The 24,398-nt window shown below is 63.9% G+C and carries 21 protein-coding genes; 8 read left to right on the top strand and 13 right to left on the bottom strand.

The features are described from left to right. Nucleotides 1-7: 7 nt before the first annotated feature. Both GHT07_RS02230 and GHT07_RS02235 read right to left on the bottom strand, forming a co-directional pair. Entirely contained in the window at nt 8-406 is a 399-nt protein-coding gene (locus GHT07_RS02230) for a hypothetical protein (RefSeq protein ID WP_153583437.1), read from the bottom strand. 60 nt (nt 407-466) lie between these two features. Beyond that, nucleotides 467-742: a hypothetical protein gene (locus GHT07_RS02235; protein WP_153583438.1), complete on the bottom strand. Its 276-nt coding sequence runs from the start codon at nt 740-742 to the stop codon at nt 467-469. A gap of 12 nt (nt 743-754) precedes the next feature. Here GHT07_RS02235 and urtA point away from each other — a divergent pair, with 12 nt between their 5' ends. The 5 genes from urtA (at nt 755) to urtE (ending at nt 6,563) form a co-directional block, all read left to right on the top strand. Further along, entirely contained in the window at nt 755-2,020 is a 1,266-nt protein-coding gene (gene urtA / locus GHT07_RS02240; RefSeq protein WP_153583439.1) for an urea ABC transporter substrate-binding protein, read from the top strand. A gap of 158 nt (nt 2,021-2,178) precedes the next feature. Further along, on the top strand, nt 2,179-3,750 hold the full coding sequence (gene urtB, locus GHT07_RS02245; RefSeq protein ID WP_153583440.1) for an urea ABC transporter permease subunit UrtB: 1,572 nt from the start codon (nt 2,179-2,181) through the stop codon (nt 3,748-3,750). A gap of 146 nt (nt 3,751-3,896) precedes the next feature. Further along, complete coding sequence (gene urtC / locus GHT07_RS02250; protein WP_323740749.1) at nt 3,897-4,970, top strand: urea ABC transporter permease subunit UrtC; 1,074 nt, start codon at nt 3,897-3,899, stop codon at nt 4,968-4,970. Then, the gene (gene urtD, locus GHT07_RS02255; RefSeq protein ID WP_153583442.1) at nt 4,967-5,839 is read left to right on the top strand and encodes an urea ABC transporter ATP-binding protein UrtD; all 873 of its coding nucleotides are present in this window, start codon (nt 4,967-4,969) and stop codon (nt 5,837-5,839) included. The genes urtC and urtD overlap by 4 nt, the downstream gene beginning before the upstream one ends. 31 nt (nt 5,840-5,870) lie before the next feature. Next, complete coding sequence (gene urtE / locus GHT07_RS02260) at nt 5,871-6,563, top strand: urea ABC transporter ATP-binding subunit UrtE (RefSeq protein WP_153583443.1); 693 nt, start codon at nt 5,871-5,873, stop codon at nt 6,561-6,563. Between the two features lie 215 nt (nt 6,564-6,778). Here the strand turns inward: urtE and GHT07_RS02265 are convergent, their stop codons facing one another. From GHT07_RS02265 to GHT07_RS02290, 6 genes are all read right to left on the bottom strand, one after another. Then, nucleotides 6,779-6,952, bottom strand: coding sequence for a hypothetical protein (locus GHT07_RS02265; protein ID WP_153583444.1), 174 nt, complete (start codon nt 6,950-6,952; stop codon nt 6,779-6,781). A gap of 178 nt (nt 6,953-7,130) precedes the next feature. Then, the gene (locus tag GHT07_RS02270) at nt 7,131-7,619 is read right to left on the bottom strand and encodes a hypothetical protein (protein ID WP_153583445.1); all 489 of its coding nucleotides are present in this window, start codon (nt 7,617-7,619) and stop codon (nt 7,131-7,133) included. 158 nt (nt 7,620-7,777) lie between these two features. Continuing rightward, nucleotides 7,778-8,608 (bottom strand): urease accessory protein UreD, encoded by an 831-nt coding sequence (locus GHT07_RS02275; protein WP_153583446.1) that lies wholly within the window; start codon nt 8,606-8,608, stop codon nt 7,778-7,780. Then, complete coding sequence (locus GHT07_RS02280; RefSeq protein ID WP_153583447.1) at nt 8,608-9,375, bottom strand: ABC transporter permease; 768 nt, start codon at nt 9,373-9,375, stop codon at nt 8,608-8,610. The genes GHT07_RS02275 and GHT07_RS02280 overlap by 1 nt, the downstream gene beginning before the upstream one ends. Further along, nucleotides 9,375-10,187: an ABC transporter ATP-binding protein gene (locus tag GHT07_RS02285; protein ID WP_153583448.1), complete on the bottom strand. Its 813-nt coding sequence runs from the start codon at nt 10,185-10,187 to the stop codon at nt 9,375-9,377. Before GHT07_RS02285 ends, GHT07_RS02280 begins: the two co-directional genes overlap by 1 nt. Then, the gene (locus GHT07_RS02290) at nt 10,184-11,215 is read right to left on the bottom strand and encodes an ABC transporter substrate-binding protein (RefSeq protein ID WP_153583449.1); all 1,032 of its coding nucleotides are present in this window, start codon (nt 11,213-11,215) and stop codon (nt 10,184-10,186) included. The genes GHT07_RS02285 and GHT07_RS02290 overlap by 4 nt, the downstream gene beginning before the upstream one ends. Before the next feature lie 318 nt (nt 11,216-11,533). On the opposite strand from GHT07_RS02290, the gene GHT07_RS02295 reads away from it, so the two are divergent. Both GHT07_RS02295 and GHT07_RS02300 read left to right on the top strand, forming a co-directional pair. Further along, nucleotides 11,534-11,800, top strand: coding sequence for a GlsB/YeaQ/YmgE family stress response membrane protein (locus tag GHT07_RS02295; protein WP_153583450.1), 267 nt, complete (start codon nt 11,534-11,536; stop codon nt 11,798-11,800). 152 nt (nt 11,801-11,952) lie between these two features. Continuing rightward, nucleotides 11,953-17,205, top strand: coding sequence for a trifunctional serine/threonine-protein kinase/ATP-binding protein/sensor histidine kinase (locus tag GHT07_RS02300; protein ID WP_194792792.1), 5,253 nt, complete (start codon nt 11,953-11,955; stop codon nt 17,203-17,205). Here GHT07_RS02300 and GHT07_RS02305 read toward each other — a convergent pair. From GHT07_RS02305 to puuE, 5 genes are all read right to left on the bottom strand, one after another. Further along, the gene (locus tag GHT07_RS02305; protein WP_153583452.1) at nt 17,168-18,880 is read right to left on the bottom strand and encodes an MFS transporter; all 1,713 of its coding nucleotides are present in this window, start codon (nt 18,878-18,880) and stop codon (nt 17,168-17,170) included. The two genes, GHT07_RS02300 and GHT07_RS02305, sit on opposite strands and share 38 nt — an antisense overlap. A 25-nt stretch (nt 18,881-18,905) precedes the next feature. Next, a complete protein-coding gene (locus GHT07_RS02310; RefSeq protein WP_153583453.1) occupies nt 18,906-19,958 on the bottom strand; it encodes a hypothetical protein in 1,053 nt (350 codons plus the stop codon). 65 nt (nt 19,959-20,023) lie between these two features. Further along, complete coding sequence (locus tag GHT07_RS02315; protein ID WP_153583454.1) at nt 20,024-21,256, bottom strand: M20 family metallopeptidase; 1,233 nt, start codon at nt 21,254-21,256, stop codon at nt 20,024-20,026. Between the two features lie 15 nt (nt 21,257-21,271). After that, nucleotides 21,272-23,041, bottom strand: a complete 1,770-nt coding sequence (uraD, locus tag GHT07_RS02320; RefSeq protein WP_153583455.1) for a 2-oxo-4-hydroxy-4-carboxy-5-ureidoimidazoline decarboxylase — start codon at nt 23,039-23,041, stop codon at nt 21,272-21,274. After that, nucleotides 23,038-23,979 carry an allantoinase PuuE gene (gene puuE, locus GHT07_RS02325; RefSeq protein ID WP_153583456.1) on the bottom strand — a complete coding sequence of 314 codons (942 nt, stop codon included), beginning with the start codon at nt 23,977-23,979 and terminating at the stop codon, nt 23,038-23,040. Before puuE ends, uraD begins: the two co-directional genes overlap by 4 nt. 62 nt (nt 23,980-24,041) lie before the next feature. On the opposite strand from puuE, the gene uraH reads away from it, so the two are divergent. Continuing rightward, nucleotides 24,042-24,395, top strand: coding sequence for a hydroxyisourate hydrolase (gene uraH / locus GHT07_RS02330; RefSeq protein ID WP_153583457.1), 354 nt, complete (start codon nt 24,042-24,044; stop codon nt 24,393-24,395). Nucleotides 24,396-24,398: the final 3 nt, after the last annotated feature.

The following is a 24,398-nucleotide window of genomic DNA, read 5'->3' on the forward strand; positions in this document are numbered from 1 at the left end:
TTGGGCGTCAAGGACTGGCCCGCAAACGAAGTCTGGGCATCATGGCAAATACGAGCAGCAAGGCGATGTACACAGAGCCGGACACTTTGTCGCGGCTGTTGATGTACTCGATCAACGTCTGGCTTTGCAGGGCAACGGCAAGCCCCATCTCTGCAGCAACCGCCAGCGCAAGGGCGAGAAAACCCGCTGCCAATGATCGGCCAGGAGAAGCAATCGCAGGAAAGCGCCGCAAGATCAACCCGGCTGCAAAGTAAATCACGCCCGCCATGACCGGCATTTCAGCCAGCTCTGCCCAGCGCTCGCCGATACGTGGGACGAGAAACGGAACGCGGATCACGCCGAGCGCGAAGCCGCAGCCCATCACGATGGTGAAGTACACAAGTGCCGCGCGGATCGTATGTCGCATGCCGATGATTTCCGCCGATAGCAAATCCCCATTCTGTATGAGTCTTCAGGTCTGTGCGATTCACGGGTTGTACGTCAGCGTCATCACCAACGATGTGCTGAAGGTGCCAACGCGCAGGCCGGTTTGGCCCGCAGGCACTTTTGCGGCCGAGCGCGACGGTGTAGCTGCCGCCGGTGACGATGCCGCTGCACTGGCGCGTACGCCATGTGTCGTATAGCCGCGCGAATACCCCCCAACCAGAATCAACTCGTCCTTGAAGCATTCCGTTTGCGGCGTGCGCAGGGCGAAATTTCCAGCAGTTCCTTCTTCGTTTCTTCTCTTTTTTTTGATTGCCAAGGAGCATCACTCATGCAACGTCGTTTCACACTCAAGGCGCTGACGGCAGCGGTCGCGCTGGCCAGCTTGTCGGTGCTGCCGGCACACGCTGCCGACACCATCAAGGTCGGCGTGCTGCACAGCCTGTCGGGCACGATGGCCATTTCCGAAACAGTGCTCAAGGACACCGTCCTGATGGCCATCGACGAAATCAACGCCAAGGGCGGCGTGCTGGGCAAGAAGCTCGAGCCGGTGGTGGTCGACCCGGCCTCCAACTGGCCGCTATTTGCTGAAAAGACTAAGCAGTTGCTCGGCCAGGACAAGGTCTCGGTCATCTTCGGCTGCTGGACTTCCGTGTCGCGCAAGTCGGTGCTGCCGGTCGTTGAAGAAATGAACGGCCTGCTGTTCTACCCCGTGCAGTACGAAGGTGAAGAGCTCTCCAAGAACGTGTTCTACACGGGTGCTGCGCCTAACCAGCAAGCCATTCCCGCTGTGGACTACCTGATGTCCAAGGAAGGCGGCGGCGCCAAGCGCTGGGTGCTGCTGGGCACGGACTACGTCTATCCCCGCACGACCAACAAGATCCTGCGCGCCTACCTCAAGAGCAAGGGCGTGAAGGAAGCCGACATCGACGAGAAGTACACGCCGTTCGGCCACAGCGACTACCAGACCATCGTCGCCGACATCAAGAAGTTCTCTGCCGGTGGCAAGACCGCAGTGGTCTCCACCATCAATGGCGATTCGAACGTGCCCTTCTACAAGGAACTCGGCAACGCAGGCCTGAAGGCCAAGGACGTGCCGGTTGTCGCCTTCTCGGTGGGCGAAGAAGAACTGCGCGGCGTGGACACGAAGCCGCTGGTGGGTCACCTGGCTGCATGGAACTACTTCATGTCGATCAAGAACCCGACCAACGACGCATTCATCAAGCAGTGGGCTGCCTATTCGAAGGCCAAGAAGTTGCCCGGTGCTGACAAGCCTTTGACCAACGACCCGATGGAAGCCACCTACATCGGCATCCACATGTGGAAGCAGGCTGTTGAGAAGGCCAAGTCCACCGACACCGACAAGGTCATCGCTGCGATGGCGGGCCAGACGTTCAAAGCACCGTCGGGCATCGTCTCGAAGATGGACGAGAAGAACCACCACCTGCACAAGTCGGTATTCATCGGCGAAGTCAAGGCCGACGGCCAGTTCAACGTGGTGTGGAAGACCCCAGGCCCCGTGAAGGCCAAGCCGTGGTCGCCGTACATCGAAGGCAACGACAAGAAGCCTGACGAGCCCGTGATCGCGAAGAAGTAATTCTTGCCTTGCTCCCTCCCCCGTTGGGGGAGGGCTGGGGTGGGGGCACGCTGCGTGTTTTGAATTGACGCTGTGGTGTGCCCCCATCCCGACCTTCCCCCAGAGGGGGAAGGAGCCTGCAGAAATGAAGGCGTGCTTTCATTTCTACAGGTTGTTCAATGCTCATTCGCTTTCTTCTTTTACTCGCCGCACTCTTTGCCGTTCACGCTCACGCCCTGACGCCTGCAGAAGCGCAAGCCATGGCGGTGGGCGAGAGTGATGCGCGCATTGAAGCGCTGAACAAGGCCGTGGCGGCAGCAGACGACAAGACGGCCGCGTTCATCCAGGCGATGGTGGACGACGCGGTGAAGATCGCCGCGGGCAAGCCCGTGATCGTGAAGAACGACAAGGCATTCGACCCCGTCACAGGCGCTGAAGTGCCCTTGCCTGCCGACGCAGAAGACGTCGTGAACAACAACCGCATGCGCGGTGAACTCGATACCGCGATGGCCTCGCTGCGCCTGTTCTCCAAAGACGACAAGGAGCGCGCGGCAGCCATCAAGACTTTGCAGAACGACACCGAAGAGACGAAGCTGCCTCTCATCGAGAAGGCGCTCGCGGCAGAAGCCAACCCGCAGTTGAAGGAGAACCTTGCACTGATTCGCGCGTCCGTGTTGCTCGCTTCGAGCGACAAAGCCAAGCGGCTCGACGCCATCAAGCTGCTGTCACAGAGCACGAACCCGAACACCAAGACGCTGCTGATCGAACGCATCAAGGTCGAGACAGAAGCCGACGTGAAGTCCGCGCTGGAAGCAGCGCTGCGCACGGTGGAGGCGGCGCTGGCATGGGGCGACAAAGTCGGCGCGATCTTCTCGGGCATCAGCCTCGGCTCGATCCTGCTGCTCGTGGCGCTGGGCCTGGCGATCACGTACGGGTTGATGGGCGTGATCAACATGGCGCACGGCGAGCTGATGATGATCGGCGCCTACGCCACGTATGTGGTGCAGGGCCTGTTTCGCCAGTACCTGCCGGGCAGCTTCGACTGGTACCTCATCGCTGCTGTGCCGGTTGCGTTTGCAGCGTCTGCCGTGATGGGTGCGATTCTTGAGCGCAGCGTGATCCGCTTTTTATATGGCCGCCCGCTGGAGACGTTGCTGGCCACCTGGGGCATCAGCCTGATGCTGCAGCAGCTCGTGCGCAGCGTGTTCGGTGCGCAGAACGTCGGCGTTGAAAACCCCAGCTGGATGTCCGGCGGTGTGGTGGTGATGGGCAACCTGCAGCTGCCGTGGAACCGCATCATCATCATCGGCTTCGCTTTCGCAGTGCTCGTGGGCATGGCGCTGCTCATTGCTCGCACACGCCTGGGCCTGTTCGTGCGCGGCGTGACGCAGAACCGACCGATCGCTTCGTGCATGGGTGTGAACACCGCGCGCATCGACACGTACGCCTTTGCGCTCGGCTCCGGCATTGCGGGGCTGGCCGGTTGTGCGCTGAGCCAGATCGGCAATGTGGGGCCTGACCTGGGGCAGGGCTACATCGTCGATTCATTCATGGTGGTGGTGCTCGGCGGTGTGGGGCAGCTGGCAGGCACTGTGTATGCCGCGCTGGGCCTGGGCATCCTCAACAAGTTTCTTGAAGGCTGGGCCGGCGCCGTGCTCGCGAAGATCGCTGTGCTCGTGCTGATCATCATCTTCATCCAGAAGCGGCCGCAGGGCATCTTCGCGATGAAGGGCCGGAGTGCTGAGGCATGACCGCTGTGAACCAGACGGATGCCCTGACTTCAGAACCCTCCCCCTCCGGGGGAGGGCAGGGTGGGGGCACAGCGGCCGTTACGCCCACCACACTGCTTGCCAGTGCACCGAGTGCCCCCACCCCGGCCCTCCCCCAGAGGGAGAGGGTGTTAAGTGGCGCCGGCTGGACGGCGTGGCTGGTCGCGCTGATCATCGTCTGCGCTGTCGCGCCGCTGCTCAATCTTGTCGTGCCTCAGAGCAGCCCCTTCCACATGAGCGCGTATGCAGTCGCGCTGGTCGGCAAGATCATGTGCTACGCCATCTGCGCGCTGGCCATGGACTTGATCTGGGGCTACACCGGCATCCTCTCGCTGGGCCACGGCCTGTTCTTTGCACTCGGCGGCTATGCGATGGGCATGTACCTCATGCGCCAGATCGGCCGCGACGGTCAATACCACTCCGACCTGCCCGACTTCATGGTGTTCCTCGACTGGAAAGCGCTGCCGTGGCACTGGACGTTCTCGGGCAGCTTCGGCGCCACGCTGTTTCTGGTGGTGGCCGTGCCGGGCATCGTCGCTTTCATCTTCGGCTTCTTCGCCTTCCGCTCGCGCATCAAGGGCGTGTATTTCTCCATCATCACGCAGGCCATGACGTTCGCCGCGATGCTGCTGTTCTTTCGCAATGAAACAGGTTTTGGCGGCAACAACGGCTTTACCGACTTCAAGCGCATCCTCGACATTCCCGTGCAAACGCCGCAGATGCGCATGACGCTTTTCGTGCTCACCGGCGTGACGCTGCTCGTCTTCTTCCTGTTCGGCAGGTGGCTGGTTGCCAGCAAGTTCGGCCGTGTGCTGCAAGCCATTCGCGATGCGGAAACGCGCGTCATGTTCTCCGGCTACAACCCGATCGGCTACAAGCTCACCATCTGGACGATCTCCGCCATGATGTGCGGCATTGCAGGCGCGCTTTATGTGCCGCAAGTCGGCATCATCAACCCGAGCGAGATGAGCCCAGCCAACTCCATTGAGATCGCGATCTGGGCAGCGGTGGGCGGCCGCGCCACGCTGATCGGGCCCATCGTCGGCGCGTTCATCGTCAATGGCGCCAAGAGCTGGCTCACGGTGGTCGCGCCCGAGTTCTGGCTCTACTTCCTGGGCGCACTGTTCATCGCCGTCACGCTCTTCCTGCCGAATGGTGTGGTGGGCCTGGTCAAACAAGTGAAGGCGAAGCTGCGCAAATGACGCCCGACCTGTTCGAAGAAGGTGCCAAGCGCCTGGAGCGCAAGGAGCAAGTGCTGCGCGGCAAGACCGAATCGGGCGGGCGCTCGGCGGGCTTCGCGCGGCCGCATACGGCGGGCGAAGTCGATGTCACGCATGGCCGCATCCTGTACCTCGAAGACGTGACGGTGAGCTTTGATGGCTTCAAGGCGATCAACAACCTCTCGCTCGACATCGCGCCCGGCGAGCTGCGCTGCATCATCGGCCCGAACGGTGCCGGCAAGACCACGATGATGGACATCATCACCGGCAAGACGCGGCCCGACAGCGGCACAGTGTTCTTCGGCAGCACCATCGACTTGCTGCGCTACACCGAACCTGAAATTGCGCAGATGGGCATTGGCCGCAAGTTCCAGAAACCCACGGTATTCGAGCAGCTCACTGTGTTCGAAAACCTCGAACTCGCACTCAAGACGAACAAGGGCGTGAAGGCATCGATGTTCTTCCGCCTCGATTCCGGCGAGAGCGACCGCGTGGCCGAAGTGCTGCACACGATTCATCTGGCCGATAGCGTGACGCGCCTGGCGGGCACGCTGAGCCATGGCCAGAAGCAGTGGCTGGAGATCGGCATGCTGCTCATGCAAGACCCGAAGCTGCTGCTGCTCGATGAGCCCGTGGCGGGCATGACAGATGAAGAAACATCACGCACCGCCGAGCTGTTCCTCACGCTCAAGGGCAAGCATTCGCTCATGGTCGTGGAGCACGACATGAGCTTCATCAAGGTGATCTCCGAAATCGTCACGGTGCTCTCCGAGGGCTCGGTGCTTGCGCAGGGCACGCTGGAGCAAGTGCAAAACGATGAGCGCGTGATCGAGGTGTACCTCGGGCGCTAGAGCGCCCACCACGCACGAGCCGCACAACACCATGCTGAACGTCAAGAACATCAACCAGTACTACGGCGGCTCGCACATCCTGCGCGATGTGAGCCTGCAAGCGCAGATCGGCCGCGTGACGGTGCTGCTCGGACGCAATGGCGTCGGCAAGACGACGCTGCTGAAGTCACTGATGGGGCTGGTGCCTATCCGCACCGGCAGTATTGAATTCGAGGGCAAGGCGATCCATAACGCAACGCCGTACAACCGTGCGCGCGCGGGCATCGGCTTTGTGCCGCAAGGCCGCGAGATCTTCGCGCGGCTGACGGTGGAAGAAAACCTGCGCATGGGCCTGGCGTACAAACCCGCTGGAACGCCCGTGCCCGCAGAGTTGTATGAGTTGTTCCCCGTGCTCAAGCAAATGCTGGGGCGCCGCGGTGGTGATCTTTCAGGTGGCCAGCAGCAGCAACTGGCCATTGCGCGCGCGTTGGCAGCCAAGCCGAAATTGTTGATTCTCGATGAGCCGACAGAAGGTATCCAGCCCAGCATCATCAAAGACATCGGCCGCGTGATCCGCATGCTCGCCGACCGGGGTGACATGGCCATCCTGCTGGTCGAGCAGTACTACGACTTTGCGCAGGAACTGGCTGACGACTACCTGGTGATGGAGCGCGGTGAGTTCATTGCGCGCGGTCTGGGCAAGGACATGGAAGCGCAGGGCGTGCGTCAACTTGTCGCTATTTGAGCTTTGCCGGCAAGGTGAAACGTAGGTACGTGCTGACGGCGCTTCGCGCGCCTGTCGTGCAGCCCGAGCGACGCGGCGTGGTTAATGTTGAAACATCAACTTCACCCACAGGGAGAAATCAGATGCCCGTCATTCTCTGGCTACTCGGACTTCCGCTGACTGTCGTGCTCTTGCTGATGCTCTTGCACGTGATCTGACCTGCAGGTCAGAACTTTTCATTTCGGGGCTTCGGCCCCGTTTTCGTTTTTAGCGCCTGCGGTCACGGCGCGCGGGCCCATCGGGGCTGCCACGGCCGCTTCATCGCGGGTGACGGCGGTGCTGTCGAAATAGAAGCCCAGCGCCAGGACTGCAGCGATCAGCACCGCGGGAAAAACGGCGTCAGTGCTCATGGAACGTGGTTTGCGATTGGACACAAGCCCAAGGGTAACGGCTGCGGCGCCGCCTGTGTGCGCAGCAGCACGACATGTGCAATTGCTGAGAACTAGTTTGCAGAATTTGTAGGCAAAAAAAAGACGGACTCTGAAGAGTCCGTCTTGCTCCCTGACCTTGCCTGTATGGTTTTTGCGATTACTTTTTGGGAATCAGGATCACCGGTTCAGCCGTCTTGGGCTCGATCGTGACCGCTTTGCCGTTGGCCGGGATCACCACAGTTTCCACTTCGCGGATCACGCCGCCGCCAGCCACGCTGCCGTCGGTGCTGCCCAGGCCCTGCATGCGCGCCTTGCATGCGGCCAGCTCTTCTGCCTTGAACACGTCACAACGCGCGGCGGCGTTGGCCCGGAACTGCGCGCCGGAGTTGTCCAGCACGCCGTTCTTCTTGTCAGCCTGTGCATTGCGGGCTTCTTTCAGGCAGGTGTCGCGGTCTTGCTGTGTACGGCCGGTGTTGCAGGCCAGGACTTCGCTCGCGAAGCTGCCCGACGCATCGATGCCGGTCGTGCCTGTGGCGACTTGTGCTGTTGCCGCGGTCATGGCCAGCAGCGCGGCAATGCCGAAGGAGGCAAGACACTTGCGCGATTGGCCTGAGTCGCGTGACTGGGGTGATACGGTTTTGGGCATGGTGGACTCCTGCGGGTTCTGTACTTCAAATTCGATGACTGAAGTCTAGGAACCAGGCTGGCGCACGGATGCCGGAGAAGACACCGCGAGTAGTACGGCATTGCGCCGCATTGCGGGTAGGACAGCCCTTACGGCAGAGCCACACGCAGCCCGCAGGTCTACAACGCCCAGGTGCGCGGTACGGTGGCGGCCAGGCCCCACAGGGCAGGCCGCCACGCCGCGCGGATCGACTTGAGCAACGCAATCGCAGGCTCGACCAGCGGAGCGAGCGCTCGCACGACAACCACACGCGGGTTCGGTGAAGTCGCCCCCGCGAATGCCGACAACGGATGACTTGCGATCCGCTCGCGGGCCAGCTCCAGCGCCAGCTCGCGCCTGGCCTTGGGCATGTCGCTGCCAGAGACAAAGAACAAGGTGGCGAGGCAGCGCTGGCCCGCCAGCCCGAGTGGCCCGTTGAGCAGCCCTTCGTCGCCGGCAGAGATCGTGCCGCGCTCCAGCCACGCGCCACGCAGCTCGATGTGCTGGCGCAAGGTGCCCATCTCGAAGGGCAGCTGCGCGGCAGGAAGTCCCAGCGCTGCAATGTCCCAGCCGAGCAGCTCGGCCGTGGGTGCGAGCTCCATCGTCACACGGTTTTCGGCATTGCAGCCGCTGTAGCAGATGGCTTCCAGCGGCATCCACTCCAGGCGCGCGCCGTCGGCGAGCGAAAGGCTGGTGCGCTGCACGGCGGCCTCGCCTTCAGACCGGTAAAAGCGCGAGGCGCCCGGCGTCGTGATCAGCCCGTGCGTGCCCGGCCCGGCATGCACGTCAACGGCGAGCGTGTCACCGCCCACCAGGCCGCTGGGCGGATGCACCAGCACGTTGTGCGAGATCGCATCGCCCTCCGGGTAGAGCGTTTGCAGGATGCGCAGCGGGCCATCGTGCTCAAAGCGCGCAACGCAACGCCCCGCTTCCATGCGCAGGTCGAGTTTGAGCTGGGCGCGCCATGACATCAGTGCCATTGCGAGCCGCGGTGCGCCCACGCCGTCGTGTGCTTTTCGAGCAGGCTGAACAGCTCGTACATCAGCATGGCCATCGCGCCGATCACCACGAGCCCGGCAAAGGCCAGCCCCATCTGCATGGCAGAGCCTGCGGAGATCAGCAGGTAGCCGATGCCCTCATTGGCGGCAGTCATCTCCGACACCGTCGTACCCACGAAGGCGAGGGTGATCGCGACTTTCAACGAAGCATAGAAGTACGGCATGGACCGCGGCAGCCCTACTTTGACCAGCACGTCCCATCGCCTGGCACCCAGCACGCGCAACACGTCTTCGAGCTCGGGCTCCAGCGTGGCAAGCCCGGTGGCGATGTTGACCATGATCGGGAAGAACGAGATGAGAAAAGCCGTGAGAATCGCCGGCCCCACGCCAATGCCAAACCACACCACCAGGATAGGCACGAAGGCCGCCTTGGGCAGCGCATTGAACGCCGTCATCAGCGGATACACGGCTGCATACGCCAGGCGCGAACTGCCAATGAGAAAGCCCAGCATCACACCCACAACGATCGCAATGCCGAAGCCGGCCATCGTCACCCACAGCGTGCGCCACGCGTGGCCCGCAATCAGCGCGCGGTATTCGACCATCTGGCTCCAGATGCGCGCCGGGCTCGGGAAGATGAACTCGGACACGTTGAACGCCGAGCAGATCACCTGCCACAGCACGACGAACGCCACGAGCAGCACCCACGGTGCCCACAGTTCGAGCTGGCGTTGCTTCATCAGGCCACCTGCGCAGGTTGCTGGCGGATCGCGCCGATATGGCCGCGCAGTTCATGGACGATGTCCGAGAACTCCTTCGTGTAAGTCACTTCGAGATCGCGCGGGCGCGGCAGGTTGATCTCACGCTCCAGCACAAAGCGGCCGGGCCGCTTGCTCATCACGTACACCTTGTCGGCGAGGAACACCGACTCGCGCAGGTCGTGCGTCACCAGGATGACGTTGACGCCCTGTTCGGCCCACAGGTCGCGCAGGATGCACCACAGCTCTTCGCGCGTGAAGGCATCGAGCGCGCCGAACGGCTCGTCCAGCAGCAGCATCTTCGGCTCGTGGATCAGCGCGCGGCAAATGCTCGCGCGCTGCTGCATGCCGCCCGACAGCTCCCACGGAAACTTATCTTCATAGCCGCCCAGCCCCACCTTTTGCAGCAGCTTGCGGGCGCGCTCTTCGTATTCGGCCCGTTTGGCCTTGAAGCTGCTGCGATACGGCTCCACGATTTCAAGCGGCAGCAGGACGTTGTCCACCGTGGTTCGCCAGGGCAGCAGCGAAGGCGCCTGGAAAGCCATGCCCGAGATCTTCAGCGGCCCGGTCACGGGCTGGCCGTCGATGCGGATGCTGCCCTTGGTCGGCTTCTTCAGCCCCGTCGCGAGCTTCATGAAGGTCGATTTGCCGCAGCCCGAGGGGCCGACGATGGCGATGAAGCCACCCCGGTCGACCTTCAGGTCGATCGCTTCGACTGCATATTGCCCCTGTGCGAGCAGTTCGTCGTTGTAGGCCAGCCAGACGTCGCTGAAGTCGATGAAAGCTTGCGTCATTTCTTCGGCAGCACGGCGTCGAGTTCGGCCTTGGACGGCAGGAACGAGCCGTTCCACACCGCGTCGGGGTTCACGCGCGTCTTGGTGGCGAATGCGTCAGACACCTGCGATGCCATCAGCGAAAGGCGGCCGGGGTTGATCTGGCCGAAACCTTCAGAGCGTGCATCGGGGCTGTTGATGGCCGTGTCGATGGCGAGCTTGAGCCGGCGCGTTTCGAGTTCGGTGTTGATGATGCCGTCGCGCGCCTTCACATCGGCTATCGCGGCCTCGGGCTTGGCGACCACGTCGCGCACGCCCTTGGTGAAAGCCGACAGGAAGGCCTTCACTGCCTGCGGATTTTCCTTGAGGATCTTCGGTGTGGCGATGACGACGTTGCCGTACAGCTTGACGCCGTGCGTGGCGTAGGGAATGACAACCACGTCATCGGCCTTGACGCCACGCGCTTCGAGGTTGAGCAGCGACGTGAAGGTGAAGCCGGTGATCGCATCGACGTCGCCGCGCGCCAGCATCGTCTCGCGCAGGGGCGGGTCCATCGCGACCCAGGTCACGGCGCCCACGCTGTTGGCCTTCTGGAAGATGGGGAAGGCGCGGCGCCCTGCGTCGAACACCGGCGCGCCGAGCTTCTTGCCATTGAGGTCGGCCGGTGTCTTGATGCCGGACTTCTTCAGCGCCATGACCGAGGCGGGCGTGCTGTTGTAGACCATCATGATCGCCACGGGCTTGTTCGGCGCGTCAGGGTTGTTGGCGTGGAACTCCATAAGCGCTGCCAGGTCCGCAAAGCCGATGTCGTAGGCGCCGGAGGCCACACGGGTGACTGCGCCACCGGAGCCGTTGCCCGCATCGACCGTGACGTCGAGCTTGGCGTCCTTGAAATAACCCTTGGCCACGGGCGTGAGGAACAGGGCGGCAGGGCCTTCAAAGCGCCAGTCGAGCTGGAACTTGATGGGGGTCGTCTGCGCCTGGGCCATGCCCGCAATGCAAAAGGCCGCGGCCGCGGCGATGGAACGAAGGACGGCGCGTTTGTTCATCTCGTGAAAACTCCTGGAAGTGGGCTGCATGCGGTGGGGCAATGCAAGAACGGTGCCTCAATCGAGGCTGCACCATTCTGGATGGGCTGGCAGCCCCGAGTCCCTGCGGACTTACCCCCAAAGACAGAGTAGGGGGCGTCCGACGCGGCAACGCGCGAGCGGCGCACGCCGGGCCATTGCGCGCGACTACGCACGGCTCGCCGCACGCCGCCCATATTCCGTCTACCGAACGCCAGACACGGCGGAAGGTGCCGGAAAAACCGTGAGGGCCGGCCCGCAAGTAACAACACGCCGTTCGCGGCAAAAAAGGAGTTTCAAATGGGTTTCATTCTCTGGCTAATCGTGGGTGGGATTGTTGGCTGGCTTGCCAGCCTCATGATGCGCACTGATGGACAGCAGGGCATCATCCTGAACGTCGTGGTCGGTATCGTCGGCGCCTTCATCGGTGGCTGGCTGATCTCGCCCTTGGTGGGCACGGGCACGATCAATGACGGCTTCAGCATCGGCTCCGTGCTGGTGTCGCTGGTCGGCGCGGTGATCCTGCTGGCAGTGGTGAACCTGTTTCGCCGCGGTCGCGCCCGCTAAGCGTCTCGACTGATTCCGATGCCGGCCCGGTGGCACACCAGGCTGGCAATGCAGGCTCACCGGCATGGTCCGCGTGGGCCTGCTTTTCGTTGTTGCATTGAGTGTGGATGCGGGAGTACGCTCGTAGGCTGGCAGCACCGCGCCAACCGCATGTGAGTCTTTCTTCCCCTGGTTCCCCCACCGCTCGCGTCCTCTACGAGAGCAACTCGACGCTCGTGCTGCGCATGGGCGGGCGCGACGCATCCATCGTCAAGGAGTACCTCGGCCTTCATGCAGCGCACAGGCATGCGGCGGAGCTCGATGTGCTTTCGCGGCTGCAGTCCGTCAAAGGTGTTGCGCGGCTGGCCGTGCCTCCTCGGCCTGGCGTTCTGGCGCTGGTTGACTCAGGCGGGCAGTCGCTCGCAGCGATGTTGCGTATGCAGCAGGTGCTGCCGGACATGCTGCTGTCCATTGCAACGCAAACCGCGCGAATTCTGGTTGGGGTGCATGCCGCGGGTGTGATCCATCGCGACATCAACCCTGCCAACCTGATCTGGTGCGACGGCCGCGTGGAACTGATCGACTTCGACGTGGCGGGGCCGCTGGAGAGGCTGCGTACTGTTGATCTGGACGGCCAGATCGTGGGAACGCTCGCTTACATCGCCCCCGAACAAACAGGTCGCACAGCACGCCCGGTTGACCAGCGCTCCGATCTGTATGCGCTCGGTGCAACGCTCTACCAACTGGCCACGGGCCGGCTTCCGTTCGAAGAGGCCGACGCCCTGCAGATGGTGCACGCGCACCTCACACGCGAGCCGATGGCGCCCTGCGATGTCGATTCGCGCGTGTCGCGTGCTTTCTCGCAGATCGTGATGCGGCTGCTGGCCAAGGCGCCTGAGGATCGCTACCAGAGTGCAGAGGGCCTGCTTCACGACCTCGCACGGGTATCTGCCCACGATGGATCGCCGCAGACGCCCTTCGTGCTGGGTGAGCGCGACTTTCCCGCGCAGCTGACCGGCCCGGCAGGCCTGGTGGGCCGGCAGGACGAGCTCAATCAACTGCGAACCGTGTTTGCGAGTGCCCTGCACGGGTCCGGGCGCACGGTGCTTGTGGCAGGCGCATCGGGCGTCGGCAAGACCGCTTTGATGCGCGAGATGCGTCCTTGGGTAGGCGCAGCGGGCGGCTGGTTCGTGCAGGGCAAGGTCGATCAGCTCCAGCGTGACGCGGCGGCCGAGGGCGCCTTTACTCAGGCGCTGCGCGCGGTGGCGCGCCTGCTGCTGGCGCAGGACGATGAGTCGCTGCGGGTGCAGCGCCTTGCCATCGAGAACGCTCTGGGCCGCAACGCTGCGTTCTTGACGAGCACGCTGGCCGAATTCGAATTGCTGCTCGGTGTGCAGCCACCGCCGGGCGACATCGATCCCTCGACGGCAGAGTCGCGTTTCATCCAGGCAGCGCTCGACTTGCTCAGTGCGATTGCATCGCCGCAACGGCCGCTGGTGATCGAGCTGGACGACCTGCACTGGGCAGGCGCGATGACCCTGCGCATGTTCGAGCGTGTGATGACCAGCCCGGCGCTGCCCGGCGTCATGCTGGTCGGAACCTATCGGCCTGTAGATGCCGACGCGCAGCTGGCGTCGTTCCTGGACCGCTGGCGCGCGCTGCCGGCCCCGCCCGTGCACCTGGCACTGGAGAACTTGCCGCCTGAGGCGGCGTCGGACCTGGTCGCCCGCACGCTGCGCCTGGGCCGCGAGCGAGCTGGGCAACTCGCCCGCTCGCTTCAGTCGCTCACCGGCGGCAATCCGTTCGACACGCTGGAAATGCTCAACGCCCTCAGGCGCGATGGCGTGCTGCGCCTGATGCCTGAGGGCTGGCAATGGGAGGACGCTGCCATTGCCCGCTTCGTGGGGCGAAGCAATGTGGTTGACCTGCTCGCTATCCGCATCGCGCGCCTGGCAGCGCCCACACGCAGCGTGCTCGAGCTCATGAGTTGCCTGGGCAACAGTGTGGAACTGCCCCTGCTCGAAGTGGCGACCGGCTTGAATGTGCACGCGCTGCGCGAGCAGTTGGCCGCAGCGCTGGACGACGGGCTGCTGGTGGTCGATGCCCATTCGCCAAACACCATCTACTTCCGCCACGACCGTGTGCAGCAAGCCGTGCTGGCGCCGCTGGACGAGCCGCAGCGCGCGGCAGCCCACCTGACACTGGCGCGCCGGCTGGCTGGCCACACGCAATTCCACGGCGATGCGGCGCATCACTTTGCTCAGTGTGTGCCGCTGCTGCAAGACCCGGCCGAACAGCGCGTGGCTGCGCAGCTGCTGAACGCTGCTGCTGATCGCCAGGCCAGCACAGCGGACTACGCGCTGGCCGAGCGCTACCTGATCGCCGCCCGCACGGTGCTGGCAGCCCACCGCGATCCATCCGACAGCGCCTTGCGTCTGGCGATCGACACAAAGCTGCACACGGCGCTCTACAGCCTGGGTCGCCACGACGAGCTGGACGCACTGTTTGCTGATATCGAAGCTCGCGCGGCCGACCCCATGGACCTGCTGGAGCCCGTGTGCCAGCGCATGCGTGTGCTCGACTTGCGCCGCGATGCGCAAGGCGCGCTCGGTGCGGCTGTTGCGCTGCTGGCGCGCCTGGGTGTGCAGGTGCCTGCTGACTTCGACGATCCCACAGTGCCCGCGCGGCTGGACGCGCTGGCCGACTGGTTGCGCATGGACAGCGCGATTGCGCACGCCAGCCGTGCGCAGATACAAGAGCCGCGCCAGCTTGCTGTTGCGCGCCTGCTCAGTCGCATGGTGCGCTCTGCGTCGATAGACAAAGCGCAGCAATGGGCGCTGGAGTGGTCGATTCTGGAGTGCCTGAAGCTCTGGACTGATCATGGCGCGTGCGCTGACCTGCTCGTGGGCATCGCTCGCATCAGCATGATGCTCATGCGCTCGCGCGGCGACTACCGCACCGGCTACGACATCACGCGTCACGTGCTGGAGGTTGGTGAAGCACTGGCCTACGAGCCGCAAACGTCGGAGGCGCGCGCCGTCTTTGCGTATGTGTCGTGCTACTGGATCGAACCCTTCGAGTCGGCTGCTGGCCATGCGACGCGCGCCTATGAGGGCGTGCGCTCAAGTGGCGATATCGCATATGCCTGTTTTGTCAGGCGCCTGTCGACATGGATCGGGTTCGAAATTGCGCCGACCATTGGCGCATCCATGGACGACATTGCGCAAGGCCTTGTCGTTTGCCAGCGTGCTGGCAACCAGACTGCAGAGGCGATGTATCGCATCGAAGCGCAGATGATGCGTGCACTGGCTGGCTTGACGGACGGCCCGCTCAGCCTGCAGGACGCGCAGTTCGATGAAGCTGCGTTGATCGCAGGCATGGGAAGGACTCCCTTCGCTGCGATGACGTACCACTCGCGCAAGTTTTTTCTGTGCATGATCTTCGGGGACCGGCACGCGCTCGCCCACCATGTCGAGCAACTCGTTGCGCTGCACGGCGACGACCTGGTGTTCGTCGAGGCGCATCTGGCGGTCGCGCTTTGCGCTGCGTGGCAGCTGCAAGCCCTTGATGACGGCGCGGCTCTACGGGCAGACGTGCTGCGAACCGAGCTCGATGCTCAGTGGCGCTGGTTCGCGGCCCGTGCAGCTGACCAGCCCTACAACTTCGCGCACCTCGAGCGCCTGCTCGCGGCCGAGCGCGCGTGGGCCGCGGGCCAGTGGTGGGAAGCTGCGCGCGCCTTCGATACGGCGGTGGCGCAAGTGCGCAAGCGCAAGCGAGCCTGGCAACGTGCGTTGATCGTCGAGCGTGCAGGCCGTTTCCACCTCGCGCAAGGGCTCGCGCAAACCGGGCAGCTGCTGCTGGCAGAAGCACTGGGCCACTATGAAGCGTGGGGCGCGACAGCCAAGGTGGCGCAAATGCGCGCCGAACACGACTTCCTGCACGCAGGCGCCCCAGTGGCAATGGAGTCGAACTCCCTCGTTTCAGTGTTGACAACCACGTCCTCGCGCGGCGCTGGCGCCATGTCATCGAACACGCTCGACTTCGTAGGTTTGCTGCAGGCCTCGCAGGCACTGAGTTCAGAAACAAGCCTGCCGAGCCTGGCGGCACGCGTCACCGGCGTGCTGGAAGCCCTGACAGGCGCCACGCATGTGCATGTGCTGTCCTTGAACGACGGCGCATGGAGGCTGCTTGCACCGCACCCGCACGCAGGTCCAATCGAGCTGGCTGAAGCACACGTGCAGGCACTGCTGCCGATGTCGGCTGTTCGCTATGCGGAGCGCACCGGCGAGATGCTGGTGGTGGACGACGCCGTCTCGGACAACCGCTTCATGCGCGATGCGTACTTTGCCGATGCCGCCGTGTGTTCCCTGGTGGTAGCGCCCATCGTGAGCCAGGGGCAGGTGCGCGCGATGCTGCTGCTTGAAAACCGCAGCGGCCGCGCGGCATTCAACCCCCAGCGGCTCGATGCGGTGCACCTGATTGCCGGGCAGCTGGCGGTGTCGATCGTCAATGCGCAGCTGTATGAAAGCCTGGAGTCGCGGGTGATCGCCCGCACACGCGAGTTGCATGAGGCGCAGGCGCGGCTCGTTTCTGCGGCGCGGCGAGCCGGCAAGGCTGAAATTGCGAACAACGTGCTGCACAACATTGGCAACGTGCTCAATAGCGTGACCGTCTCGGCGAGCCTGGCACGGCGAACGCTAGGCAATTCACGCGCCGCCAGCCTGGGCAGGGTGGCCAGCCTGCTCGACGAGCAGCGTGACTCGATTGCCAGCTTCATGGCTGACGACCCGCGTGGCAAGGCATTGCCTGGTTACCTGAGGCAGTTGATGACAGCCATTGAGGCCGAGCGCAGTGAAGCCGTCACCGATCTTGAGCGCATGTCCAGCGGCATTGAACACATCAGGTACCTGGTCGCGACGCAGCAGTCGAACGCCGGGCCTTCGAGCATGCTCGAGGTCACGACGCCACACGATCTGCTCGGTGAGGCCTTGCATGTGTGCGCAACCTTGATCGAGCAGCACGGTGTTCGTGTGGAGCGTGACTACGCGCAAATTCCATTGCTCTATCTTGACAAGCCCCGGCTGCTGCAAATCGCGGTGAACCTGATTGGCAATGCAGCGCAGGCCATGGAAGATGTGCCGCCCGCCTCGCGCGTGCTGACGATCGCAACGGCCATCAGCAGCACCGACGAGGGCGATCGGCTGCGCATTACCGTGAGCGACCGGGGTGTGGGCATCGATGCCGACAACCTCACGCGCATCTTCGGGCACGGCTTTTCGTCCCGCAAGGATGGCCATGGCTTCGGGCTGCATGCGAGCGCGGTGGCCGCTGTGGAGATGGGGGGCACCGTCACCGCGCACAGCGACGGGCCGGGCCGGGGCGCGACCTTCACGATTGATGTGCCGCTGGTTCCTGCACCGGCTTGAACGCCCATGCGTTGCGCGACAGCGCCAACAGCACCATGCCCGCAGCCATCGGCACGGCCAGCAACAGCAATTGCGCTGCCATCGCCAGCACCGGCGCAGCCGCGAGGGCGTCGATCCAGTGGCGCGCGTAGAGCGCCAGCAGCAGCACGGCCAGCCATGGCAAGGCGCGCAGCCAACGGGTGGCAGATCCATCGAGTGCCGCGCGTCCACCCAGCATGAAAAGCGCAGACGCGACGAACACCAGTGTGTAGAAAGAACCGATCACCGGCTGCGCGCTGCCGGCATGCGCCCTCAAAGGCCAATACGCGAGCCATGAAAGGCAGGCCAGCCCCAGGGTGAGCGCAGCGATACGTGCGCGAGCGCCGCTGCGGCTGTCGGTGAATTCGGTGGGTGGCTTCATGGCGGGCAGGAACATGAGACACAGCAGCCCCACCAGGGCGTCAACCACCAGCGTCGCCGGATAACCCCAGGCTTCGACAGCAAGGCCGTTCCAGCCCGCCGTGAAAGCAATCGCGAAATTCACCATCGACGTGTACGCCGTGAATTGCATCGCTGCCACGCGCGGATCAGTCACATCCATCAGCGCGGCCACGCGCGTGCCGTACATCAGGCCGACGCACAGCGCATAGGCGAGGCTCGCCAGCCAGAGCGCGCGAATGAGTTCGGGCACCGCTTGCGCTGCCGGCTTGCCGGGCATCACGTAGCCGTGCACAAAGAGGACCCAGGCCAGCCACATGACGGGCACCACCGTGCCGACGATGTAGATGGCGAGCGTGAGGCGGCGCCCGAAGCGGTCGGACAGCCAGCCGCCCACCACCATGGCGGCGACGGCGAGCAACTGCGTCCAGAGTTTGAGCGAGCCGAACTCACTGTCCGACATGCCGAATTCCACCGCGAGGTTGGAGTCGAGCGGTGAGCCGAGCGCCATCGCGCCTGCGGGCAGCAGCGCAAACATCACGCCGCGAAAGGAGGCGCGATTGCCGGCGAATGCCCGGAACGCATGACCCGCGAACAAGTGCACGCGGTCGCGCACGCCGCGCAGGCCTGTTGCCATGCTCGTCGTCACCACGGCGGCGGCCGCCGACTCGCGCATCGGCAGCACGACGAGCAATGTGACACCCAGAATTGCCGCTGCCACCATTGCCGCTGCCATCTCCAGCGAGACACCCCAGCCGAGCATGAACAGCACGCCGGCACCACCCGCGGTGTGCCCGAGCAACGCGCCGGCAAACATCGTCCCGTTGGCAAGGCCGCGGCTGTTTTCGTCGAGCACATTGATAGCCATGGCGTCGATGGCCACGTCGTGAATGCCCGCGCAAATGCTGTGCAGCACCAGGATCGCCGTCACAAGCCCCAGGCCGCCGGCCAGCGGCAGGGGCGTGATCGCGAGCAGCGTGGCCACCATCATCAATTGCATCGCGAGAATCCACGCGCGCCGGTGGCCCAGGCGCTGCGAGCGGAAGACGTCAACGACGGGTGCATATGCCCACTTCAAGGCCCAGGGCAGGTAGAACGCGGCCACGAATGCGCCGATTTCTGCCGGGCCGACGCCTTGCCTGCGCAATTGCGTTGCGATGGCCACACTCACGAAACCTTGTGGCAGCCCCTCGGCGATGTAGAGCGCGAAGAAGGCGGCGATACGGCGACGGGGTGTGTGCAGGAGATCGATGAGCATGTGCAAATGCTAGCGAAACGCGATGTCAGTCTGGCGTATCCATAGGGCGCGCAACGTTGAACGTGTGCACGTAGCTGCAGCCCTGCGGCTCGCCGGGCGCGAACTCAAAGCGCACTCTTGAAATGCCGGCAGACGGTTCGGGCCACGGCGCGCTTTGTGTTGACGCCACGCCGTCAATGAGGTGTGTCTGCTCCAGGGTCTTTGCAGCCGCGCACGGCTCATCGATGTAGTGCTGGATGAAGACAACGTCGCGCTTGGGCGATCTCATGGACCACCAGTTGATCTCGCCCGGTGGCAGGAGATCGGCCGTCATGGCGTCCCGCAAATTTTCGACCAGCGGCGCAAGCGACTTGAGAATGCGCAGTCGCAGCCAGTACGTCGCGCTTGCATCGCGGGTGCCAGCGCGCTCCTGGGCGTCAAGCTCCCAGACTGCGTTGTGAAATGTGCGTACGGAATAGTCGGGGTCAAGCTCCACCGCATCGAGGGCATCTACGAACAGTTGCTCAAGTCCCAGCAGCTGCGCGCCTGTCATCGTGGAGATGTCGACGCAAATGTGCACTGCCGCGCGATAGGCCGGGTAGTGCGGCTGGTGCACGCCCCGTGCCGCTCGTGCTTCGATGATGCGGGCCTGAATCTCATCGAGGTGCCAGCGTGCCACACCAATGTCAGTGATGGATTTGCCGAACGTGCTCTCGCGAAAGTCCTGTTGCGCCGACCTCCAGGCCTCGTGCGCGTGCACGAACGCCTTCGACTCCTGAAATGGAATGCTGGCGCTGATTTCGCGCAGCAAGCCCGTGGAGGTGATCGCCAGGCTCCTGCGCTCCGCATGAGTCAGGTAGGAGTCGATCGTGTTGACGGCCAGGCCCGAAGGCGCGCGCAGAAAGTTCGCGTCCGCAGCGCCGAGTCGCGCAGGGGGTTGAATGGCAAGGTCCGCCGGCGCTCGCCGCTTGAGCGACATGTGCCGCACGTGCGGCACGTCAGCCGGCGCCTGGGCCTGGGGTTGCGCCTGTGTCTGGTCTGGCACGGCTCGCACGCCTGCCGACGCAAGATGATTTTCAATAGGCAAATCGATGGGCACTTGTTTCTCCGGATGATCCACATGGGTAACATCCGGCGCGCTGGCGTTGCAGGCCGGCGCCTTTCTCAGTGGCTCGCGTGTAGCAAATCGAGCAAGGTGCGCGCAATGACTTTCGTCGCACGGCGCAGGTCTTCGAGCACGAGATGTTCGTCTGCGCGTTTTGCGTTCGACTCGAGCACCGTGCGTGGCCCGGCGCCATAGATCACGCCGGGAATGCCAGCTTCTGCGTACAGGCGCACGTCGGTGTAGAGCGGCGTGCCCATTGCGGGGATGTCAACGCCAAACACTGCCTTGCCGTGTTTTTGAATCGCATCGACCAGCGGCTGGTTGCCGGGCAGCGGCCGCATCGATCGCGCGAGCAGCAGGCGCTTGATGTCCACGCTGACGCCCTCGCATTGCGCGGCAGCCTTGGCAATGACATTGCGAATCGATGCCTCCACCGCCACCGGGTCTTCTTCCGGGATCATGCGGCGGTCGAGCTTGAAGACGACCTTGCCGGGCACGACGTTGGTGTTCGTGCCGCCTTCGATACGCCCGACGTTCAGGTATGGATGGCTGATGCCCGTGACTTGCGAAGTGACCGCGCGGTAGCGCTCGTTTTCGGCGTACAGCGCATTGAGAATCTTCACTGCCGCCTGCAACGCATCGACACCCGTGTGGGGAATGGCCGCATGCGCCATCTTGCCGTGCACAGTCACTTCCATCTGCAGGCAGCCGTTGTGGGCCGTAACCACTTCATAGCTGAAGCCCGCCGCGATCATCAAGTCGGGCTTGGTGAGGCCATGGCGCAGCAGGTAGCCCGGGCCGAGTTCGCCGCCAAATTCTTCGTCGTAGGTGAAGTGCAATTCGACAGCGCCGTTCAACTTGGCGTGCAGTGATTCGAGCGCGCGCACAGCAAACGTGAAGCTCGCAAAGTCGCTCTTGCTCACGGCCGCCGCGCGCCCGTACAACTTGCCGCCTTCGATCTCGCCGCCGTAGGGCTCGTGCGTCCAGCCTTCGCCGGGTGGCACCACGTCGCCATGTGCATTCAGTGCCACGGTACGGCCCGCGCCGTATTCGCGCCGCACGATCAGGTTGGTGATCGACTCCATGCCTTGTGCGCGCACTTCGGCCTCGGGCACGGCGTGCTGCTTTGCGTCGAAGCCGAATTCGCGCAGCAGCTGCGCTGTGCGATGCGCATGCGGCGCGTTGTTGCCAGGCGGCGTGTCGGTGGGCACGCGCACGAGTTCCTGCAGGAAGCGCACTTCATCGTCGAAATGCGTGTCGATCCACGCGTCGAGCTTGTCGTAATCGGTCATTGGTTGTTGCAGGCCCTAGTGTTCCGAGGCAAGGCCGCCCAGCAAATTCATGAATGCTTCCACGGCCAGTTGGATGTCGTCGCTGGTGGAGCTCTCCAGCGGGTTGTGGCTGATGCCCGAGTTCTGGCCGCGCACGAACAGCATGGCCTGCGGCATGATTTCATGCAGCTTCATCGCGTCATGGCCTGCGCCGCTGGGCATGCGATAGATCGGCACGCCCAATGCGGCAACGGCACCTTCCCAGCGCGCCTGCCATTGCGGTGCGCTGGGCGCGGCGGCGGCCTTCATCGTCAGTTCAGTGGTGGCGCGGATGCCGCGCCGCGCGCAGATCGATTCGAGCGCGGCCATCACATCCGCCGTGAGTGCATCTCGCTGCGCATTGTTGGGTGCACGCAGGTCGAGGCTGAAGAGGCAGCGGCCCGGCACGACGTTGATCGAGCCGCCCGGCACCTGCAGCATGCCGATGGTGCCGACTGAATCGCCGTCTTGCGCGGCGCGTTGTTCGATGTAGAGCGCCAGTTCTGCGACGGCCGCAGCGGCATCGCGCCGGCGGTTCATCGGCGTGGTGCCAGCGTGGCTCGCCATGCCAACGGCTTCGCACTGGTAACGCACGCCGCCATTGATCGACGTCACGATGCCCAGCGGCAGATCGATTTCATTGAGCACCGGCCCTTGCTCGATATGCACTTCCACAAAGCCGAGATAGCCCGCCGGGTTGCGCTTCAGCGCGCTGATGGCTTCGAGCGTGGCAGGCAGGCCTGCGTGCTGCATGGCTTCGCGCATCGTCACGCCGTCGGCGTCTTTTTGCTCCAGCCACGCAGGGTTGAATTCGCCCAGCAACGCGCCAGAGCCAAGAAACGTTGCCTTATAGCGCTGGCCTTCTTCTTCTGCGAACGCAACGACTTCGATGCCGAACGGCAGACGGCGTTGCTGCGCAGCGAGCTCGCGCACGCAGGCCATTGGCGTGAAGATGCCGAGGCGGCCGTCGTACTTGCCGCCGTTGCGCACGGTGTCGTAATGCGAGCCCGTCAGCAGCCACTTGTTGCCGTTACCTCTGTACTTGCCAACGACGTTGCCCACGGCATCGAGCGTGACCTCATCGAAGCCGCAGTCGCGCATGTTCTGCATGATGCGTGCGGCTGCGCTGCGATGTGCGTCGGTGAGGTACGTGACGGTGAGCTGGCGCTTCTCGGCGTAGCCCGGATCGCTGAATTCAGCCAGCGCCTCCTGCCAGTCCCACACGAGGTTGCCGAGTGCGGGCACAAGGCCGAATTTGTCGTTCAAGCGTAGCTCGACGATGCGGTGGATGTTGCGCAGTGATTCAGCGAGTTCGAAGTCAGCCGGGTTGGCCAGCCGCCGCTCGAAGGTGTCGATGATTTCATGGCGCGACAAGCCGGTGCCGCGCGGCCCGCGCACCGCCAGGATGAACGGGTGGCCGAACTTCACGTTGTAGTCCGCATTCAGCCGCTGGATCTTCGCGAATTCTTCTGGCGTGCAATCAGCCAGCCCCGCCTTGCCTTGCTCGTTGGTCGATTCCGCGGTGAGCGTCTTGCTCACCATGGCCTTGCCCGCGAGTTCCGGGTGGGCGCGAATCAGCTCAAGCTGCTTGTCGCGGCCCGCCTCGGCGACGACGCGCGCCATGGCGTGCTTGAGTTGCGCGACTGAATCGAACGGCCGCTGCGCGAGCGCCTGCTGCGCGATCCATGGCGAATGTTCGTAGAGGCCGTCCAGCAACTGTGCGGCTTGCGACGTTGACGCCGCGTTGACTTGTTCGAGCGTGATCATGCGGCGGGTTTGAACGGGTGGACGTGTTTCCAGTGGCGGGCGATGTCGATGCGGCGGCACACCCACACCTTGTCGTGCTGCTGCACGTAGTCAAGAAAGCGCTGCAGCGCCACGATGCGGCCGGGCCGGCCCAGCAGGCGGCAATGCATGCCGATGCTCATCATCTTGGGCGCGGTTGCGCCTTCGGCATACAGCGCATCGAACGTGTCGCGCAGGTAGATGAAGAAATCCGTCGCCTGCGCAAATCCCTGGGCCGAGGCGAAGCGCATGTCGTTCGCATCCAGCGTGTACGGCACGACCAGGTGCGGCACCACATCGCCGCTGCTCTTGCGCACCGTCATCCAGAAGGGCAGGTCGTCGCCGTAGTAGTCGCTGTCGTATTCAAAACCGCCGTAGTCCACCACCAGGCGGCGCGTGTTGGGGCTGTCGCGGCCGGTGTACCACCCGCGGGGCCGCTCGCCGGTCATCTGCTCGATGATCTGCATCGCCTCGCGCATGTGTTCGCGCTCGGTGCGCTCGTCCATGTCCTGGTAGCTGATCCAGCGCCAGCCGTGGCAGGCAATTTCATGGCCCAGCTCGCGAAACGCGGCAACAGCCTCGGGGTTTCGCTGCAGCGCCATCGACACGCCAAACACGGTGAGTGGCAGGCCGCGCTTTTCGAACTCGCGAAGGATGCGCCACACGCCCGCACGCGAGCCGTATTCGTAGATGCTCTCCATGCTCAGATGCCGGTCGGCAAAGCGGGCCGGATTGAACATCTCCGAGAGAAACTGCTCCGAGCCCGCGTCGCCATGGAGCACGGAGTTCTCTGCGCCTTCCTCGTAATTCAGGACAAACTGCAGTGCAACGCGCGCGTCACCGGGCCACTGCGGGTGCGGCGGGGTGCGTCCATATCCAGCCAGGTCGCGCGGGTAGCCCGCTGTGGTGTCGTAGGTCATGCTGCTCGTTTTATACACTCACCCTTCACGGCTTGACCGAAGTTAACCGAAGGAGCGCTGCGATGGGCCTGAGCACACACGTACTGGACACGATGAACGGCTGCCCTGCGGCCGGCATGGCCGCCGAGCTTCACACGGTGGAAGCGGGCGTTGCGAAGCTGGTCAAACGCTTCGTGCTCGACGCCGATGGCCGCAGCCCCGGCGGGCCGCTGTACCGCGATGGTGAGCTCAAGGCCGGCAAGTACCGCCTCGTGTTCGATGTGGCCGGCTACTTCAAGCGCAAGGGCGCGCAGTTGCCCGAGCCGTCATTCCTGGACCAGGTGACGCTGGACTTTGGCGTGGCGCAACCGCAGCAGCACTATCACGTGCCGCTTCTGGTCAGCCCCTGGAGCTACTCGACCTACCGCGGCTCGTGAGAT

This window comes from Caenimonas koreensis DSM 17982, from assembly GCF_009646335.1.
GTDB lineage: Bacteria > Pseudomonadota > Gammaproteobacteria > Burkholderiales > Burkholderiaceae_C > Ramlibacter > Ramlibacter koreensis.

Coding starts and splice junctions, on each gene's coding strand:
- GHT07_RS02230 (WP_153583437.1), bottom strand. CDS start 406: ATGCGACATACGATCCGCGCGGCACTTGTGTACTTCACCATCGTGATG.
- urtA (WP_153583439.1), top strand. CDS start 755: ATGCAACGTCGTTTCACACTCAAGGCGCTGACGGCAGCGGTCGCGCTG.
- urtB (WP_153583440.1), top strand. CDS start 2,179: ATGCTCATTCGCTTTCTTCTTTTACTCGCCGCACTCTTTGCCGTTCAC.
- urtD (WP_153583442.1), top strand. CDS start 4,967: ATGACGCCCGACCTGTTCGAAGAAGGTGCCAAGCGCCTGGAGCGCAAG.
- urtE (WP_153583443.1), top strand. CDS start 5,871: ATGCTGAACGTCAAGAACATCAACCAGTACTACGGCGGCTCGCACATC.
- GHT07_RS02265 (WP_153583444.1), bottom strand. CDS start 6,952: ATGAGCACTGACGCCGTTTTTCCCGCGGTGCTGATCGCTGCAGTCCTG.
- GHT07_RS02270 (WP_153583445.1), bottom strand. CDS start 7,619: ATGCCCAAAACCGTATCACCCCAGTCACGCGACTCAGGCCAATCGCGC.
- GHT07_RS02275 (WP_153583446.1), bottom strand. CDS start 8,608: ATGTCATGGCGCGCCCAGCTCAAACTCGACCTGCGCATGGAAGCGGGG.
- GHT07_RS02280 (WP_153583447.1), bottom strand. CDS start 9,375: ATGAAGCAACGCCAGCTCGAACTGTGGGCACCGTGGGTGCTGCTCGTG.
- GHT07_RS02285 (WP_153583448.1), bottom strand. CDS start 10,187: ATGACGCAAGCTTTCATCGACTTCAGCGACGTCTGGCTGGCCTACAAC.
- GHT07_RS02290 (WP_153583449.1), bottom strand. CDS start 11,215: ATGAACAAACGCGCCGTCCTTCGTTCCATCGCCGCGGCCGCGGCCTTT.
- GHT07_RS02295 (WP_153583450.1), top strand. CDS start 11,534: ATGGGTTTCATTCTCTGGCTAATCGTGGGTGGGATTGTTGGCTGGCTT.
- GHT07_RS02305 (WP_153583452.1), bottom strand. CDS start 18,880: ATGCTCATCGATCTCCTGCACACACCCCGTCGCCGTATCGCCGCCTTC.
- GHT07_RS02315 (WP_153583454.1), bottom strand. CDS start 21,256: ATGACCGATTACGACAAGCTCGACGCGTGGATCGACACGCATTTCGAC.
- uraD (WP_153583455.1), bottom strand. CDS start 23,041: ATGATCACGCTCGAACAAGTCAACGCGGCGTCAACGTCGCAAGCCGCA.
- puuE (WP_153583456.1), bottom strand. CDS start 23,979: ATGACCTACGACACCACAGCGGGCTACCCGCGCGACCTGGCTGGATAT.
- uraH (WP_153583457.1), top strand. CDS start 24,042: ATGGGCCTGAGCACACACGTACTGGACACGATGAACGGCTGCCCTGCG.